This is a genomic window from Streptomyces sp. NPDC046939 (genome assembly GCF_040644575.1).
In the GTDB taxonomy this organism is placed as follows: domain Bacteria; phylum Actinomycetota; class Actinomycetes; order Streptomycetales; family Streptomycetaceae; genus Streptomyces.
Window position 1 is genome coordinate 172,545 of record NZ_JBEYWV010000014.1, and the last position, 15,321, is coordinate 187,865.

Consider the following 15,321-nt stretch of genomic DNA (forward strand, 5'->3'; position numbering starts at 1 on the left):
TGAGACCTGCGTCACGCCGTACACGATGGCAGACACGGTCGCGCCGGACCAGGACAGTGCAAGGAGCGCATATGACGACGTCGCAGAGTTCCACCGAACAATTCCGTACCGCCCGTGACTTCCTCCTGGAGCACTCGCACGACTACGAGACGGCGTACGAGGGCTTCGCCTGGCCGCGCCCCGACCGGTTCAACTGGGCGCTCGACTGGTTCGACACCATCGCCGACGGCAACGACAAGACCGCGCTGCACATCGTCGAGGAGGACGGCGACGAGGCCCGCTTCTCCTTCGACACGATGCGCCGCCGCTCCAACCAGGTCGCCACGTGGCTGCGCGCCCAGGGCGTGCGGCCCGGCGACCGCGTCCTGCTGATGCTCGGCAACCAGGTCGAGCTGTGGGAGACGATGCTGGCGGCGATGAAGCTGCGCGCCGTCCTCATCCCCACGACGCCGCTGCTCGGCCCCGCCGACCTCACCGACCGCGTGGAGCGGGGCCGCGCCCGGCACGTCGTCGTACGCCCCGAGGACGTCGCCAAATTCGCCGAGGTACCGGGCGATTACACCCGGATCGTCGTCGGCAGCGACGCGCCGGAGGAGGGCTGGCTCGCGTACGAGGACGCCGCCGGCGCCCCCGACACGTTCGAGCCCGACGGGGTCACCCTCGCCGACGACCCGCTGCTCCTGTACTTCACGTCCGGCACGACGGCCCGCCCCAAGCTCGTCGAGCACACCCATGTGTCCTACCCGGTGGGCCACTTGGCGACGATGTTCTGGATCGGCCTGCGCCCCGGCGACGTGCACCTGAACATCTCCTCGCCCGGCTGGGCCAAGCACGCCTGGTCGAACTTCTTCGCGCCCTGGAACGCCGAGGCGACCGTCTTCCTCTACAACTACACGCGCTTCGACGCGGGCCGGCTCATGGCCGCGATGGACCGCGCGGGCGTCACCTCGTTCTGCGCGCCGCCCACCGTGTGGCGCATGCTCATCCAGGCGGACCTCACCCAGCTCGCCACCCCGCCCCGCGAGGTCGTCGCCGCGGGCGAACCGCTCAACCCCGAGGTCATCGAGCAGGTCAAGCGGGCCTGGGGCATCACCATCCGCGACGGCTTCGGACAGACCGAGACGGCCGTGCAGGTCTCCAACAGTCCCGGGCAGCCGCTGAAGCCGGGCTCCATGGGGCGGCCCAGCCCCGGCTTCAAGGTCGAGCTCCTCGACCCGGTCACCGGTGAACCCGGCGCCACCGAGGGCGAGATCAGCCTCGACCTGGCCGCGCATCCGGTCGGCCTGATGGTCGGCTACCACGGCGACCCGGAGCGCACGGCCGAGGCGATGGCGGACGGCTACTACCGCACCGGCGACATCGGCTCCCGCGACGCCGAGGGCTACCTCACGTACGTGGGCCGCTCCGACGACGTCTTCAAGGCCAGCGACTACAAGATCAGCCCCTTCGAGCTGGAGAGCGCCCTCCTCGAACACGAGGCCGTCGCCGAGGCCGCCGTCGTGCCCGCGCCCGACGACCTCCGCCTCTCCGTCCCGAAGGCGTACGTCGTCCTCGCCGAGGGCTACGAACCCGGGCCCGGCACCGCCAAGCTGCTCTTCGAGCACAGCCGCGCCGTCCTCGCCCCGTACAAGCGGCTGCGCCGCATCGAGTTCGCCGAGCTGCCCAAGACCGTCTCCGGCAAGATCCGCCGCATCGAGCTGCGCGAACGCACCGCGCAGGGCTCGACCGCCGAGTACCGCGAGGAGGACTTCCGGTGAGCGCCGCACTCTCGTACGCGCACGGCACCAGCACCACGCCCCTCCTCGGCGACACCATCCCGCGCAACCTGCGCCGCGCCGTCGAGACGTGGCCGGACCGGGAAGCGCTCGTCGACGTGGTCAGCGGGCGGCGCTGGACCTACGCCCAGTTCGACGACGCCGTCGCCGAGCTGGCGCGCGGGCTGCTCGGCCGGGGCGTCGCCAAGGGCGACCGCGTCGGCATCTGGGCGGTCAACTGCCCCGAATGGGTCCTCGTCCAGTACGCGACCGCCCGCATCGGCGCGATCATGGTCAACATCAACCCGGCCTACCGGGCGCACGAACTGGCCTACGTCCTCAAGCAGTCCGGCGTCTCGGTGCTGATCTCGTCCACCGGCCACAAGGGGACCGACTACCGGGAGCTCGTCCGCCAGGTCGCCCACGAGTGCCCGGAGCTGCGCGAGAAGGTCTTCATCGGCGAGGACAGCTGGGACGCGCTGATCGCGGCAGGTACTTCTGTGACGGACGAGCGGCTACGCGCGCGTGAAGCGGAACTGTCCTGCGACGACCCCATCAACATCCAGTACACGTCCGGCACGACCGGTTTCCCCAAGGGCGCCACGCTCTCCCACCACAACATCCTCAACAACGGCTACTGGGTGGGCGAGACGGTCGGCTACACGGAAGCGGACCGGGTGTGCCTGCCCGTGCCCTTCTACCACTGCTTCGGCATGGTCATGGGCAATCTGGGCGCCACCTCCCACGGCGCCTGCGTCGTCATCCCCGCCCCGTCCTTCGAACCGGCCGCGACCCTGCGCGCCGTGCAGGACGAGCGGTGCACGTCCCTCTACGGCGTCCCGACGATGTTCATCGCCGAGCTGAACCTGCCCGACTTCACCTCCTACGACCTCTCCTCCCTGCGCACCGGCATCATGGCGGGCTCCCCGTGCCCCGCCGAGGTGATGAAGCGGGTCGTCGCCGAGATGCACATGGCCGAGGTCTCCATCTGCTACGGCATGACCGAGACCTCCCCGGTCTCCCTCCAGACCCGCCGCGACGACGACCTGGAGCGCCGCACCGGCACCGTCGGCCGCGTCCTGCCGCACATCGAGGTCAAGGTGGTCGACCCGGTCACCGGCGTCACCCTCCCGCGCGGCGAACCCGGCGAACTGTGCACCCGCGGCTACAGCGTCATGCTCGGCTACTGGAACGACCCCGAACGCACCGCCGAGGTCGTCGACGCCGGCCGCTGGATGCACACCGGCGACCTCGCGGTCCTGCGCGAGGACGGCTACGCGCAGATCGTCGGCCGCATCAAGGACATGATCATCCGCGGCGGCGAGAACATCTACCCGCGCGAGATCGAGGAGTTCCTGTACGGGCATCCGCGCATCGCCGACGTCCAGGTGGTCGGCGTCCCGCACGAGAAGTACGGGGAGGAGGTCCTGGCCTGCGTCATCCTGCGGGACCCGGAGGCCGGCAAGTTCACCCTCGACGAGCTGCGCGCGTTCTGCCGCGACCGCCTCGCGCACTACAAGATCCCGACGCGGCTGCGGATCCTCGACGCGTTCCCGATGACGGTGAGCGGAAAGGTCCGGAAGATCGAACTGCGGGAGGGGTACGGGGAGTAGAGACCCGGCAAGGGTCTTCTACAGCTCCCGGCGCATGCACGTCCTGGGCCACCGGTCCAGGCCGTGCTCCGCCTCGGCGGCGCGGATCGCGCGCAGCCCCGGCGTGAGGTCGGCGTCGGGGTCGAGGCGGCGGAAGCCGAGACGCTCGTAGTAGGGCGCGTTCCACGGCACCTCCGTGAAGGTGGTCAGCGTGAGGCCCGTGAGGCGCAGGGTGCGCGCGTGCTCGGCGGCGTGCTCGATCAGCGCCCGGCCGATGCCGCGCCGGGCGGCGGCCGGGTCCACGGTGACCTGCTCGATGTGGAAGGCGCCGTCGACCGGCTCCCCGACGAGGTACGCCACCACCGTCCCGTCGGCGCTCTCCGCGACCCAGGCGTGCCCGGCGGCCCGGTAGCGCTCCAGCTCCGCCAGTGTGGGCGGCTCGTCGTCGGCGATGGCGTCCATGCCGAGCGGGCGGAAGACGGCGCCCGCGGCGACCTCGATGTCCTGGAGGCGGGGCAGGTCGGCGGGGGTGGCACTGCGAAGCAACATCCGGTGATCGTACGTACGACGGTCAGGCGCCGCTCGCGATCAGCTCGTCCGCCGGGCTGTTGACCGGCTGCGGCACCCCGGCGAGGTCGAGGACGAACAGCGGCACGTGCAGCTCGTCGGCGCGGGCGCGGGCCTCGTCCGCGTAGCCCGCGAGGGAGAAGAAGACGGAGGTCGCGGACTCCGTCATGGACTGCAGCCACAGGCACTCCACGTCGCGCACCGTCGCGGGCCGCACCGACGGCTCGACCTGGGCGACGACGCCGCGCGCGGCGAGACCGATCCCGGACGTGGGGCGCTGGTCGGCGCGGCGCACGTCCCGGTAGCCGAGCCAGCGCAGATAGAGCGCGGCGGCGGTCACCGCGTCGCGCGCGGTGCGGATGGCGACGGGCTGGAACGCGGGCCGCGGCGCGGGCGCCGTCCGCGGCAGCGGTATGTGCGAGGGCGGCGGCGCCTGGTCGCTCTGGACGGGGACGCGCAGGACGGTGCCGCAGTCGCAGCCCAGCTCGGGCCGGGGCCAGCGGTCGCGGCGGCCGCAGACCGGGCAGCGCAGGGTGACCCAGTCGTCGGCCCAGGTCCGCTCGCTGACCGGTTCCGCGGCGGCGTCGCGCAGCAGGGGCGGGGCGACGGGGGCGCCGCACGCGCAGGGCAGCACGGCGGGGGTGTAGAGGTGCTCGCGCAGACAGGCGGGACACCGTACGCGTACTGGTCCGGCCATGGCGCACCTCCTCGGTCCCGCGGATTCCGGTTCGACGTGCGTCTCATCATCCACCTTGACGGCCTCCGAAACCCCCCTCTACATTGCTTCCATATAGCAGAACTAGTTTTCCATCATGCGGAAACTTGGTGGGGAACGCAGAGAAGCAGTCACGGACCATCGGAGCCAGAGCTCGCCGCGGGGCGCGACGGGAGCTCAGCCACAGCAGAAGTCGGGAGCACTCATGGCTCGAATGACCGCCGCCCGCGCGGCCGTTGAGATCCTCAAGCGCGAGGGCGTCAGCAACGCGTTCGGCGTGCCCGGTGCCGCCATCAACCCCTTCTACAAGGAGCTGAAGCAGAGCGGTGGCATCGACCACACGCTCGCCCGCCACGTCGAGGGCGCCTCGCACATGGCCGAGGGCTACACCCGCGCCAACCCCGGCAACATCGGGGTCTGCATCGGTACGTCGGGCCCGGCCGGCACCGACATGATCACTGGCCTGTACTCCGCCATCGGCGACTCGATCCCGATCCTGTGCATCACCGGGCAGGCCCCGAGCCACCTGCTGCACAAGGAGGACTTCCAGGCCGTCGACATCGCCGCCATCGCCAAGCCGGTGGCGAAGATGGCCGTCACCGTCCTGGAGGCCGCGCAGGTGCCCGGCGTCTTCCAGCAGGCGTTCCACCTGATGCGCTCGGGCCGTCCCGGACCCGTCCTCATCGACCTCCCGATCGACGTCCAGCAGACCGAGATCGAGTTCGACCCGGAGACGTACGAGCCGCTGCCCGTCTACAAGCCCGCCGCGACCCGTGCGCAGATCGAGAAGGCCATCGGCTTCCTCCTGGCGTCCGAGCGGCCGCTGATCGTCGCCGGCGGCGGCATCATCAACGCGGACGCGAGCGACCTGCTCGTCGAGTTCGCCGAGATCACCAACACCCCGGTCGTGCCCACGCTCATGGGCTGGGGCACGATCCCCGACGACCACGAGCTGAACGCGGGCATGGTCGGCCAGCAGACCGGACACCGCTACGGCAACGCCACGTTCCTGGAGTCGGACTTCGTCCTCGGCATCGGCAACCGCTGGGCCAACCGGCACACCGGCTACAAGCTCGACGTGTACACGCAGGGCCGCAAGTTCGTGCACGTCGACATCGAGCCGACCCAGATCGGCAAGATCTTCGCCCCGGACTACGGGATCGCGTCGGACGCCAAGGCGGCGCTCCAGCTCTTCGTCGAGGTCGCGAAGGAGCTGAAGGCCGCGGGCAAGCTCCCCGACCGGTCCGCCTGGGTCGCCTCGCACCTGGAGCGCAAGTCCACCCTCCAGCGCCGTACGCACTTCGACGACATCCCCATGAAGCCGCAGCGCGTCTACGAGGAGATGAACAAGGCGTTCGGCAAGGACACCCGGTACGTCACCACGATCGGGCTCTCCCAGATCGCCGGCGCGCAGATGCTCCACGTCTACAAGCCGCGCCACTGGATCAACTGCGGCCAGGCCGGGCCGCTCGGCTGGACCATCCCGGCCGCGCTCGGCGCCGCCAAGGCCGACCCGGACACGCAGGTCGTGGCCCTCTCCGGGGACTACGACTTCCAGTTCATGATCGAGGAGCTGGCGGTGGGTGCGCAGCACCGCATCCCGTACGTCCATGTCCTCGTCAACAACGCCTACCTGGGGCTCATCCGGCAGGCCCAGATCGGCCTCGACATCAACTTCCAGGTCAACCTGGAATTTGAGAACCAGAACAGCCCTGAGCTGGGTGTCTACGGCGTGGACCACGTCAAGGTCGCGGAAGGTCTCGGCTGCAAGGCGATCCGCGTCACCGACCCGAACGAGCTGGGGGAGGCGCTCGAACGGGCCAAGAAGCTGGCGCAGGACCATCAGGTGCCGGTCGTGGTCGAGGCGATCCTGGAGCGGATCACCAACATCTCCATGAGCCCGACGGCGGACATCAGCGCGGTCAAGGAGTTCGAGGAACTGGCGACCGAGCCCGGCCACGCGCCGACGGCGATCCGCCCGCTGAAGGTCTGACCCCGAGCGCGCGTCTCCAGGGCGGGCCCACCCGGTTGCACACCGGGTGGGCCCGCCCCTGTTTGGGCGCCCTGAGGCATGCGGCTGCGCCGCGATGCTCCCGGTGGGCGTCTGCCTCACCCTGTCGCGTCGCGGGCCGCCCCTGCGTCGTGGCTGGTCGCGCAGTTCCCCGCGCCCCTGGAATGCGCACTTCGTGCGGCATTCCCCCGCCCGTCTCTCGGGTGCGGCCTTCGTCGTGGTTGCTCGCGCAGTTCCCCGCGCCCCTGAGATGCGCACTTCGTGCGCCATCTGAAGGGGCGCGTCACTGGCATGCGCCCGGGACGACGTCCGTGGGGGAGGCGCGGCGGAGCCGCAGGCCTCCAGGGGCGCGGGGAACTGCGCGACCAGCCACGACGCGCCCGCGGCCGCCATGCCCAGCCCAACGCACCCACCCCTGGCGGCACGCAAAAGCCCCGGGTACGAAGAGAGCGTCGTACCCGGGGACCGGAATCGTGGCCGTCCGACGGCGCGCGACTGGCGAGACATGCATGCGCGCCGCCGGACGGAGACTGGAAAACCCCCGGAGGGGGGTGGCTGGGACCGCGGCGGCCGGCGTGGCGTGCGACGGTCCCCGGGCCGACTCTCCCTCAGGTCGAGAGAGTCGCCGGGAGACCTTCACCACCGCACTGGCTCGCACGCGTACGGCCGAACCGCCGCGGTCCTCGTCCTCCCGCACCCACCCGCGCGACCACCCCTCATCCGGGTCGCGCGGCAGGTGCGGGCTTGCGCGTACAGGGCTGACCTTCCGTCAGGCCCCGTACGCGGTCTGGGGGTAGGGCGCGAGGGCTAGTCCTCGCTCAGCGCGCGCACCGCTTCCTCGACGCGCTTGCCGTAGTCCTGGTCGGCGGCGTGGAAGTGGGCGACGGCCCGTTCCACGATGTCGTCGCGGGAGACCTGGGAGAGGCCGCCGGCGATGTTGGCCACCAGGCGCTGCTTCTCGTCCTCCGACATGAGGCGGTACAGCTCGCCCGCCTGGAAGAAGTCGTCGTCCTTGGTGTGGGCCGGCGCCTCGTGCGTGCCCGTGTACCCGGCGACGGTGAGCGGCGCGGAGAGCGGGCGGCCGGTCTCGACGGGGCCGTCGAAGGAGTTCGGCTCGTAGTTCTTGCGGGCGCGGCCGTAGGCGTTGGTGGCCATGAGGCCGTCGCGGCCGTAGTTGTCGGCGCCGCCCTCGACACCCTTGGGCGCGTTGACCGCGAGCTGGGTGTGGTTGACGCCCAGGCGGTAGCGGTGGGCGTCCGCGTAGGCGAAGAGGCGGCCCTGGAGCATCTTGTCCGGGGACGGGCCGATGCCGGGCACGAAGTTGTTCGGGGAGAACGCGGCCTGCTCGACCTCGGCGAACACGTTGTCCGGGTTGCGGTCGAGGACCATGCGGCCCACGCGCTGGAGCGGGTAGTCGGCGTGCGGCCACACCTTGGTGAGGTCGAACGGGTTGAAGCGGTACTCCGCCGCCTCGGCCGCCGGCATGATCTGCACGTACAGCGTCCAGGACGGGTTCACGCCGCGCTCGATCGCCTGGAGCAGGTCCGTCTGGTGGGAGTTGGGGTCCTTGCCCGCCAGCTCCTGCGCCTGCTCGGTGGAGAGGCAGCGGATGCCCTGGTTGGTCTTGAAGTGGTACTTCACGAAGAATGCCTCGCCCGCCTCGTTGGTCCACTGGTAGGTGTGCGAGCCGAAGCCGTTCATGTGCCGGTACGAGGCCGGGATGCCGCGGTCGCCCATCAGCCAGGTCACCTGGTGCGTGGCCTCGGGGGAGTGGGACCAGAAGTCCCAGACGTTCTCCGGCTCCTGCTTGCCCGTGAACGGGTCGCGCTTCTGGGAGTGGATGAAGTCGGGGAACTTCAGCGGGTCCTTGATGAAGAAGACCGGGGTGTTGTTGCCGACGAGGTCGTAGTTGCCCTCCTCGGTGTAGAACTTCACGGCGAAGCCGCGCGGGTCGCGGACGGCGTCCGCGCCACCGAGGTTGTCGGCGACGGTGGAGAAGCGCGTGAACAGCTCGGTGCGCTTGCCGACGGTGTTCAGGAAGTTCGCGGAGGTGTAGCCGGTGACGTCGTCGGTCACCTCGAAGTAGCCGTAGGCGCCGGAGCCGCGGGCGTGCACGACGCGCTCCGGGATGCGCTCACGGTTGAAGCGGGCGAGCTTCTCGAGGAGGTGCTGGTCCTGGAGGAGGATCGGGCCGCCGACGCCTGCGGTGGCGGAGTTCTGGTTGTCGGCGACAGGGGCGCCGGACTCGGTCGTGAGCACACGCTTGGGCATGGGGGAGAGGCGACCTTCCGTGCAGGGCTGCTGACGATGCCGGGGAGCGTAGGCACCCCTGACCTGCTGCGTCAACAGTTTGTTGAAGTTATGGGTAGACGTGGGTCAACTTTTTGTTGCAGAAAAGTGGCCCACGGAGAAGGGTTCCGGGCCGCGGCGGCGCCTGGGCGCGACAGGACAGGTGTCAGCGCCGCCGCGGCCCGGAAGTCTGGTCTCCCGTACGGGAGTTACGCGACCTGCTCGCCGGAGAGGCGCTCGACCGCGCGCAGCAGCGCGGAGTGGTCGAGGCCGCCGTCGCCCTGGGCGCGCAGCGAGGCGACGAGCTGGGCGACCACGGCGCCGACGGGCAGGGCCGCGCCGACGTTGCGGGCGGCGTCGGTGACGATGCCCATGTCCTTGTGGTGCAGGTCGATGCGGAAGCCGGGCTTGAAGTCGCGGTTCAGGAAGTTGTCCTTCTTCCGCGTCAGGACGGTCGAGCCGGCCAGGCCGCCGTTGAGGACGTCGAGCGCGGCCTTGAGGTCCACGCCGGACTTCTCCAGGAAGACCACGGCCTCGGCGCACGCCTGGATGTTCACGGCGACGATGAGCTGGTTGGCGGCCTTCACGGTCTGGCCCGAGCCGTGCGGACCGCACAGCACGATGGTCTTGCCGAGCGCCTCCAGGAGCGGCTTGGCCTCGTCGAAGTCGGCCTGCTCGCCGCCGACCATGATGGAGAGCACGGCCTCGATGGCGCCCGCCTCGCCGCCGGAGACGGGGGCGTCCAGGACGCGGATGCCCTTCTCCTTGCCGGCCTTCGCGAGGTCGACCGAGGTCTGCGGGGTGATCGACGACATGTCGACGAGCAGCGCCCCCGGCTTCGCGTTCTCCAGGATGCCGTCGGCCCCGTACGCGATCGCCTCGACCTGCGGCGATGCCGGGACCATCGTCACGATCACGTCGGCGTCCTGGACGGCCTCGGCGATCGACTTCGCGGCGGTGCCGCCTGCGGCGCTGAGGCGGTCCAGCTTCTCCTGCTCCAGGGTGAAGCCCGTGACGTCGTATCCGGCCTTGATCAGGTTCTCCGACATGGGGGAGCCCATGATGCCGAGACCGATCCAGGCGACCTTGGGAAGGTTGTCGTTGCTCATGAGGGTGACTCCAAAAAAGCTGGGATAAGCGGCGGTACGTCGGACGGGTCTCAGGCGCGCGCGGCGCGGGCCTCGTGCGGCAGCCAGCCGAAGGACTCGGCGCTCGGCGCGTCACCGGGCTTGTACTCCAGGCCCACGTAGCCCTCGTAGCCGGCCTTCCTGAGCTGGTCGAGCAGGTCCTCGAGCGGCAGGGTGCCGGTGCCGGGGGCGCCGCGGCCCGGGTTGTCCGCGATCTGCACGTGCGCCGTCTTGTCGGTGCAGTCGCTGATGACCTGCTGGAGGTCCTCGCCGTTCATGGACAGGTGGTAGAGGTCCATGAGGAACTTGGCGTTGCCGAGGCCGGTCGCCGCGTTGACCTTGTCGACGATCTCGATGGCCTTCGGGGCGCTGACGATCGGGCAGGCGGGCGACTCGGGCTTGTTGAGCGCCTCGATGAGGAGCACCGCGCCGATCCGGTCGGCGGCGCGGGCCGCGAGGACCAGGTTCTCCAGGGCGAGTGCGTCCTGGACGGCCGGGTCGACGCCGTCCACGCGGTTGCCGTACAGCGCGTTGAGCGCCTTGCAGCCGAGGGAGGCGGCGAAGCCGGCGGCGACGTCGATGTTCGCGCGGAACTTCTCGCTCTCCTCGCCGGGGATCGACAGGGCGCCCCGGTCCGGCCCCGGCAGTTGCCCGGCGTAGAAGTTGAGGCCGGTCAGCTGGGTGCCCGCGTCCTTGAGCGCGTCCCGCAGGGCGTCCAGCTCGGACTGTGCGGGGACGGGGGCATCGACCCAGGGCCACCACAGCTCGACCGCGGTGAAGCCCGCCGCGGCGGCGGCCGCGGGGCGCTCCAGGAGCGGGAGTTCCGTGAAGAGGATCGACAGGTTGACGTTGAAGCGCTGGTCCGCGAATCCCATCAGGGTCGGCGCTCCCTTCAGGTCTAGGTTCCGCTCTCTCAAGAACCTCTACGGATTCCGTATTGCGGAAGTTCGTTTCTACTTGATGGAAGATTGCCTGCGGGGTCGGGGCGCTGTCAAGAGGGGCTGCCGGAAAAAGCCCGATCGGCGCTAGGTTGAGGCCGTGCGATTGAGAGTGGAGTTCACGACCGAACCCTTCGATCTCGACGAGGCGCCGCCGCACGCGGTCGTCGCCCGCGAGGTCGTCCAGGGGGCCGACCTGGACGCGGTCGACGTGGGACCGTTCGGCAACACCGCCGAGGGGGAGGCGGGGCGCGTGCTCACCGCGGTGGACGCGCTCCTTCGCCAGGCCCTCGAAGCGGGCGCCACCCGGGTCTCGCTCCAGGTCAATGTGATCGACGGGAAGAACGTGGCCGGCGGGGAGGGTGATAGGTGACCGCCATGGGGGACGAGCCCTTCGTCCGGGCGGTCAAGCCGCTCGTCGACGCCATGGGGGCCGAGATGCTGCCGCCGAGCGAGGCCGGCAAGGACGACATCGTGCTGAGCTGGGAAGGCGCCGAGGTGATCGCCGTCCGGCTGCCCCAGCTCGCCGACTCCCTGGATCACATCCTGGCCGCCATGGAGCGCAAGGAGGGCAAGCCCCTCGCCGAGCTGGACCGCAAGCAGAAGCAGGAGGCGGTGCGCGTCCTGGAGGCCCGCGGCGCCTTCTCCGTACGGCACGGCGTCGAGACGGTGGCCGGTGCGCTGGGCGTCTCCCGGTTCACCGTCTACAACTACCTCAACCGCGAGAAGCCGTCCTGACCTGGCCCTGCCCGCGTTGACCTGCGGGAACAGCTCGAACGCCCGACCGCCGTCCGTTAACCGGACGGCGGTTTTCTTAACTCCAAGTTTTCAACAAAGTGTTGACGCCGTGTTTCCGAGGGCGTTAGCTATCCGCAGCCCGTCCAGCACAAGGCCACGGAGGCATCCCGTGACTTCAGGATCGAAGCCGGGTCTGACCCGGTTCAACACCTCGGACGAGAGCGCGGCCCGCGCCGCGCTCCACGAGGTGTGTGCTTCATCGGCGTGGGGGAACAAGATCATCGCCCAGCGCCCCTTCGCCACCGCCGAGTCCCTCTTCGAGGCCAGCGACGCCGCCATGGCCGAGCTGACCGCCGAGGACCTCGCGGAGGCGATGGCGGGGCACCCGCCGATCGGCCGCCCGAAGCCCGGCGACCCGACCTCGTCGCGTGAACAGCGCGGCATGGCGGGGGCCTCCGAGGAGCTCAAGGCGGAGATGCTGGAGCGGAACCTGGCCTACCAGGACCGGTTCGGACATGTCTTCCTCATCTGCGCCACCGGGGCGAGCGCGGAGCAGATGCTCCAAGCGCTCAAGGAGCGCAGCGGCAACACGCCCGAGCGGGAGCGGGAGATCGTCCGCGCCGAGCTGGGCAAGATCAACCGCATCCGCCTCACCCGCCTCGTGGAACACGTAGAACCCGCAGAAGAAGAGGACGACGCTCGATGAGCACCGAAACGACCGCGTCGGTGTCCACACACATCCTGGACACCAGCATCGGACGCCCCGCCGAGGGTGTCGCCATCTCCCTCGCGGCGCGCGCCGGTTCGGGCGCCGCCTGGGTGGCGCTCGGCGGCTCGGCCACCGACGCGGACGGGCGCTGCAAGGACCTTCCGGCGCTGCCGGAGGGCACCACCCATGTCCGTCTCGACTTCGAGACGGAGGGGTATTTCGACAAGAAGCAAGCCGATGCGCAGCAGGACGCCCCCGCGAATCGGGACAGCGGCGCGAACGGAGCGTTCTTCCCGGAGGTGGCGATCACGTTCGCCGTCGTACCGGGCGAGCACTACCACGTGCCGCTGCTGCTCAACCCGTTCGGCTACTCCGTTTACCGAGGGAGCTAGCAGACATGCCCACGATTCTCGGCCAGAACCAGTACGGCAAAGCAGAGAACCGCGTCGTGAAGATCACGCGGGACGGCGACACCCACCACATCAAGGACGTGAACGTCTCGGTCGCGCTCAGCGGCGACCTGGAGGACGTGCACTACAACGGGTCGAACGCGAACTGCCTGCCGACCGACACCACCAAGAACACCTGCTTCGCCTTCGCCAAGGAACACGGCATCGACTCGGTGGAGCAGTACGGCATCCACCTCGCCCGGCACTTCGTCGACAGCCAGCCCTCCATCCACCGGGCGCGCATCCGCATCGAGGAGTACGCCTGGGAGCGGATAGTCGGCTCGGACGCGGGCTCCAACTTCATCGGCGCCGACGAAGTGCAGCACTCCTTCGTCCGCAAGGGCCAGGAGACGCGCCTCGCCCAGATCACGTACGACGGCGAGAAGTTCGAGGTCCTGTCCGGGCTCAAGGACCTGACCGTCCTGAACTCCACGAACTCCGAGTTCTGGGGCTTCATCAAGGACAAGTACACGACGCTCCAGGAGGACTACGACCGCATCCTCGCGACGTCGCTCTCCACCTGGTGGCGGCACAACTGGACCAGTGACGAGCAGCGCATGCCGCAGTGGGAGAAGTCCTACGCGCAGGCCAAGAAGCACATGCTCCAGGCGTTCGTCGAGACGTACTCGCTCTCGCTCCAGCAGACGCTGTACCAGATGGGTTCGCGCGTCATCAACAACCGCAGCGAGATCGACGAGATCCGCTTCTCCGCGCCGAACAAGCACCACTTCCGCCAGGACCTGTCGCCGTTCGGCCTGGAGAACGAGGCGAAGGACGGTGCCGTGTACTACGCCGCCGACCGCCCCTACGGCCTGATCGAGGCCACCATCCTGCGGGACGGCGCCGAGCAGCGCATCCCGGTCGACATGACCAACCTCTGACGCCTCCCGGCGTACTCGGACGCGACAGCGCACCCCCGTCCACCCCAGGTCGGCGGGGGTGCGCCGCACCGGAGGGAACATCGCAATGGCAGTGCAAGGAAAGGGGCCGGCTGAGGCCGAGGGCCCGTGTTCTGAAATCTCCACCCCGTCGGACGGCACGGACACCGTGCACCCGGTGGACGAGAAGCTCCACCCCTCGCGGCTCGTCCCCGCCGCTCTCCAGCACATCGCCGCCATGTACGCGGGCGTCGTCACCCCTCCGCTCATCATCGGCCAGGCCGTCGGACTCGACACCGCGGGCCGGACCCGGCTGATCGCCGCGTCCCTGCTCATCGCGGGCGTGGCCACCCTGCTCCAGACCCTCGGCGTCAAGGGCCTCGTCGGCAACCGGCTGCCCTTCGTCAACGCCGCCTCCTCGGCCGGCATCGCGCCGATGCTCGCGATCGCCGAGACCAACGCCAAGGGCGACCAACTCCCCGCGATCTACGGGGCGGTGATGGTGGCCGGTGTCTTCTGCCTCGCCATCGGGCCGTTCTTCGGGCGCCTCCTGCGCTTCTTCCCGCCGCTGGTCACCGGCGTCGTCATCACCCTCATCGGGGTGACGCTCATGCCCGTACCCGTCGGCTGGGCCCAAGGCGGCGACGCGACCGCCAAGGACTACGGCGACATGCGCTACCTCGCCCTCGCCGGGTTCACGCTCGTCGTCATCCTGCTCATACAGCGCTTCGGCCGCGGCTTCGTCAAGCAAGTCGCCCTGCTGTTCGGCCTGTTGGTCGGCACGCTCGCCGCGATCCCGTTCGGCATGGCGGACTTCAGCGCGCTGGGCTCGGCGCCCGTCGCCGCGCTGCCCACCCCGTTCGCCTTCGGCGCGCCCACGTTCCAGCCCGCCGCGATCGTCTCGCTCTGCCTGGTCATGCTCGTCCTGATGACGGAGTCCTCGGCCGGCATGCTCGCCATCGGCGAGATCTGCGACCGCGAGACCTCGGGCCGCACCATCACCCGCGGCCTGCGCACCGACGGCATCGCCACCTTCCTCGGCCCGGTCTTCGGCGGCTTCCCGACCTCCGCGTTCGCCCAGAACGTCGGCGTCGTCTCGCTGACCAAGGTACGCAGCCGCTACGTCGTCGCCGTCGCGGGCGGCGCCCTGCTGATCCTCGGCGTCTTCCCGATGCTCGGCGCGGTCGTCTCCCTGGTCCCCATGCCGGTCCTCGGCGGCGCGGGCATCGTCCTCTTCGGCTCCATCGCCGTCAGCGGCATCCGGACCCTCTCCGAGGCGGGCCTCGACGACAGCTCCAACATCATCCTGGTGGCCGTCTCGCTCGGCGCGGGCATCATCCCGCTCGCCGCACCCACCTTCTACGCCGACTTCCCGGCCTGGGCGCAGACCGTGCTCGGCTCGGGCATCAGCGCCGGCGCGCTCGTCGCCGTCACGCTGAACCTCTTCTTCCACCATCTCGGCACCCGCGGCAGCGCCAACGCCGCCGCGGCACTCAAATCCACCTAGGGTCCTGCCGTGCCCACCGCCATCGCCACTGAGGAATGAAGGAAGCA

The 15,321-nt window shown here is 69.9% G+C and carries 14 protein-coding genes; 9 read left to right on the plus strand and 5 right to left on the minus strand.

Translation table 11 applies throughout. The features are described from left to right. The first annotated feature begins 71 nt into the window (after positions 1 to 71). Both ABZ877_RS17785 and ABZ877_RS17790 read left to right on the plus strand, forming a co-directional pair. Complete coding sequence (locus ABZ877_RS17785) at positions 72 to 1,757, plus strand: AMP-binding protein (RefSeq protein ID WP_361071494.1); 1,686 nt, start codon at positions 72 to 74, stop codon at positions 1,755 to 1,757. After that, positions 1,754 to 3,367, plus strand: coding sequence for an AMP-binding protein (locus ABZ877_RS17790; RefSeq protein WP_361071497.1), 1,614 nt, complete (start codon positions 1,754 to 1,756; stop codon positions 3,365 to 3,367). Before ABZ877_RS17785 ends, ABZ877_RS17790 begins: the two co-directional genes overlap by 4 nt. An 18-nt stretch (positions 3,368 to 3,385) precedes the next feature. Here the strand turns inward: ABZ877_RS17790 and ABZ877_RS17795 are convergent, their stop codons facing one another. Both ABZ877_RS17795 and ABZ877_RS17800 read right to left on the minus strand, forming a co-directional pair. Further along, positions 3,386 to 3,895 carry a GNAT family N-acetyltransferase gene (locus ABZ877_RS17795; protein WP_361071500.1) on the minus strand — a complete coding sequence of 170 codons (510 nt, stop codon included), beginning with the start codon at positions 3,893 to 3,895 and terminating at the stop codon, positions 3,386 to 3,388. Between the two features lie 22 nt (positions 3,896 to 3,917). Then, positions 3,918 to 4,610 (minus strand): hypothetical protein, encoded by a 693-nt coding sequence (locus ABZ877_RS17800; RefSeq protein ID WP_361071503.1) that lies wholly within the window; start codon positions 4,608 to 4,610, stop codon positions 3,918 to 3,920. A 223-nt stretch (positions 4,611 to 4,833) separates the two neighbouring features. Between ABZ877_RS17800 and gcl the strand changes: the two genes are divergently transcribed. Continuing rightward, complete coding sequence (gene gcl, locus ABZ877_RS17805; protein WP_361071506.1) at positions 4,834 to 6,621, plus strand: glyoxylate carboligase; 1,788 nt, start codon at positions 4,834 to 4,836, stop codon at positions 6,619 to 6,621. A gap of 825 nt (positions 6,622 to 7,446) precedes the next feature. Here the strand turns inward: gcl and ABZ877_RS17810 are convergent. The 3 genes from ABZ877_RS17810 to ABZ877_RS17820 all read right to left on the minus strand — a co-directional run bounded on the left by ABZ877_RS17810 (position 7,447) and on the right by ABZ877_RS17820 (position 10,930). Then, positions 7,447 to 8,910, minus strand: coding sequence for a catalase (locus ABZ877_RS17810; protein WP_361071509.1), 1,464 nt, complete (start codon positions 8,908 to 8,910; stop codon positions 7,447 to 7,449). A 227-nt stretch (positions 8,911 to 9,137) separates the two neighbouring features. Continuing rightward, positions 9,138 to 10,037 carry a 2-hydroxy-3-oxopropionate reductase gene (locus ABZ877_RS17815; protein ID WP_361071512.1) on the minus strand — a complete coding sequence of 300 codons (900 nt, stop codon included), beginning with the start codon at positions 10,035 to 10,037 and terminating at the stop codon, positions 9,138 to 9,140. Between the two features lie 50 nt (positions 10,038 to 10,087). Then, entirely contained in the window at positions 10,088 to 10,930 is an 843-nt protein-coding gene (locus ABZ877_RS17820; RefSeq protein WP_361071515.1) for a TIM barrel protein, read from the minus strand. Between the two features lie 163 nt (positions 10,931 to 11,093). Here ABZ877_RS17820 and ABZ877_RS17825 point away from each other — a divergent pair, with 163 nt between their 5' ends. From ABZ877_RS17825 to ABZ877_RS17850, 6 genes are all read left to right on the plus strand, one after another. Further along, a complete protein-coding gene (locus ABZ877_RS17825; protein ID WP_361071518.1) occupies positions 11,094 to 11,366 on the plus strand; it encodes a hypothetical protein in 273 nt (90 codons plus the stop codon). Next, complete coding sequence (locus ABZ877_RS17830; RefSeq protein WP_361071521.1) at positions 11,363 to 11,731, plus strand: helix-turn-helix domain-containing protein; 369 nt, start codon at positions 11,363 to 11,365, stop codon at positions 11,729 to 11,731. Before ABZ877_RS17825 ends, ABZ877_RS17830 begins: the two co-directional genes overlap by 4 nt. A 169-nt stretch (positions 11,732 to 11,900) precedes the next feature. Next, positions 11,901 to 12,437, plus strand: coding sequence for a 2-oxo-4-hydroxy-4-carboxy-5-ureidoimidazoline decarboxylase (uraD, locus tag ABZ877_RS17835; protein ID WP_361071524.1), 537 nt, complete (start codon positions 11,901 to 11,903; stop codon positions 12,435 to 12,437). Further along, positions 12,434 to 12,832, plus strand: coding sequence for a hydroxyisourate hydrolase (gene uraH / locus ABZ877_RS17840; protein ID WP_361071527.1), 399 nt, complete (start codon positions 12,434 to 12,436; stop codon positions 12,830 to 12,832). The genes uraD and uraH overlap by 4 nt, the downstream gene beginning before the upstream one ends. 5 nt (positions 12,833 to 12,837) lie before the next feature. Continuing rightward, positions 12,838 to 13,770 carry a factor-independent urate hydroxylase gene (pucL, locus tag ABZ877_RS17845; RefSeq protein ID WP_361071530.1) on the plus strand — a complete coding sequence of 311 codons (933 nt, stop codon included), beginning with the start codon at positions 12,838 to 12,840 and terminating at the stop codon, positions 13,768 to 13,770. A gap of 85 nt (positions 13,771 to 13,855) precedes the next feature. Further along, complete coding sequence (locus ABZ877_RS17850) at positions 13,856 to 15,274, plus strand: nucleobase:cation symporter-2 family protein (protein ID WP_361071533.1); 1,419 nt, start codon at positions 13,856 to 13,858, stop codon at positions 15,272 to 15,274. Positions 15,275 to 15,321 lie beyond the last annotated feature (47 nt).

Bases quoted from the DNA above. Each gene is read 5' to 3' on its own strand.
- ABZ877_RS17815 (WP_361071512.1), bottom strand. From the start codon at position 10,037: ATGAGCAACGACAACCTTCCCAAGGTCGCCTGGATCGGTCTCGGCATC.
- uraH (WP_361071527.1), top strand. From the start codon at position 12,434: ATGAGCACCGAAACGACCGCGTCGGTGTCCACACACATCCTGGACACC.
- ABZ877_RS17850 (WP_361071533.1), top strand. From the start codon at position 13,856: ATGGCAGTGCAAGGAAAGGGGCCGGCTGAGGCCGAGGGCCCGTGTTCT.
- ABZ877_RS17800 (WP_361071503.1), bottom strand. From the start codon at position 4,610: ATGGCCGGACCAGTACGCGTACGGTGTCCCGCCTGTCTGCGCGAGCAC.
- ABZ877_RS17820 (WP_361071515.1), bottom strand. From the start codon at position 10,930: ATGGGATTCGCGGACCAGCGCTTCAACGTCAACCTGTCGATCCTCTTC.
- pucL (WP_361071530.1), top strand. From the start codon at position 12,838: ATGCCCACGATTCTCGGCCAGAACCAGTACGGCAAAGCAGAGAACCGC.
- ABZ877_RS17795 (WP_361071500.1), bottom strand. From the start codon at position 3,895: ATGTTGCTTCGCAGTGCCACCCCCGCCGACCTGCCCCGCCTCCAGGAC.
- gcl (WP_361071506.1), top strand. From the start codon at position 4,834: ATGGCTCGAATGACCGCCGCCCGCGCGGCCGTTGAGATCCTCAAGCGC.
- ABZ877_RS17785 (WP_361071494.1), top strand. From the start codon at position 72: ATGACGACGTCGCAGAGTTCCACCGAACAATTCCGTACCGCCCGTGAC.
- ABZ877_RS17810 (WP_361071509.1), bottom strand. From the start codon at position 8,910: ATGCCCAAGCGTGTGCTCACGACCGAGTCCGGCGCCCCTGTCGCCGAC.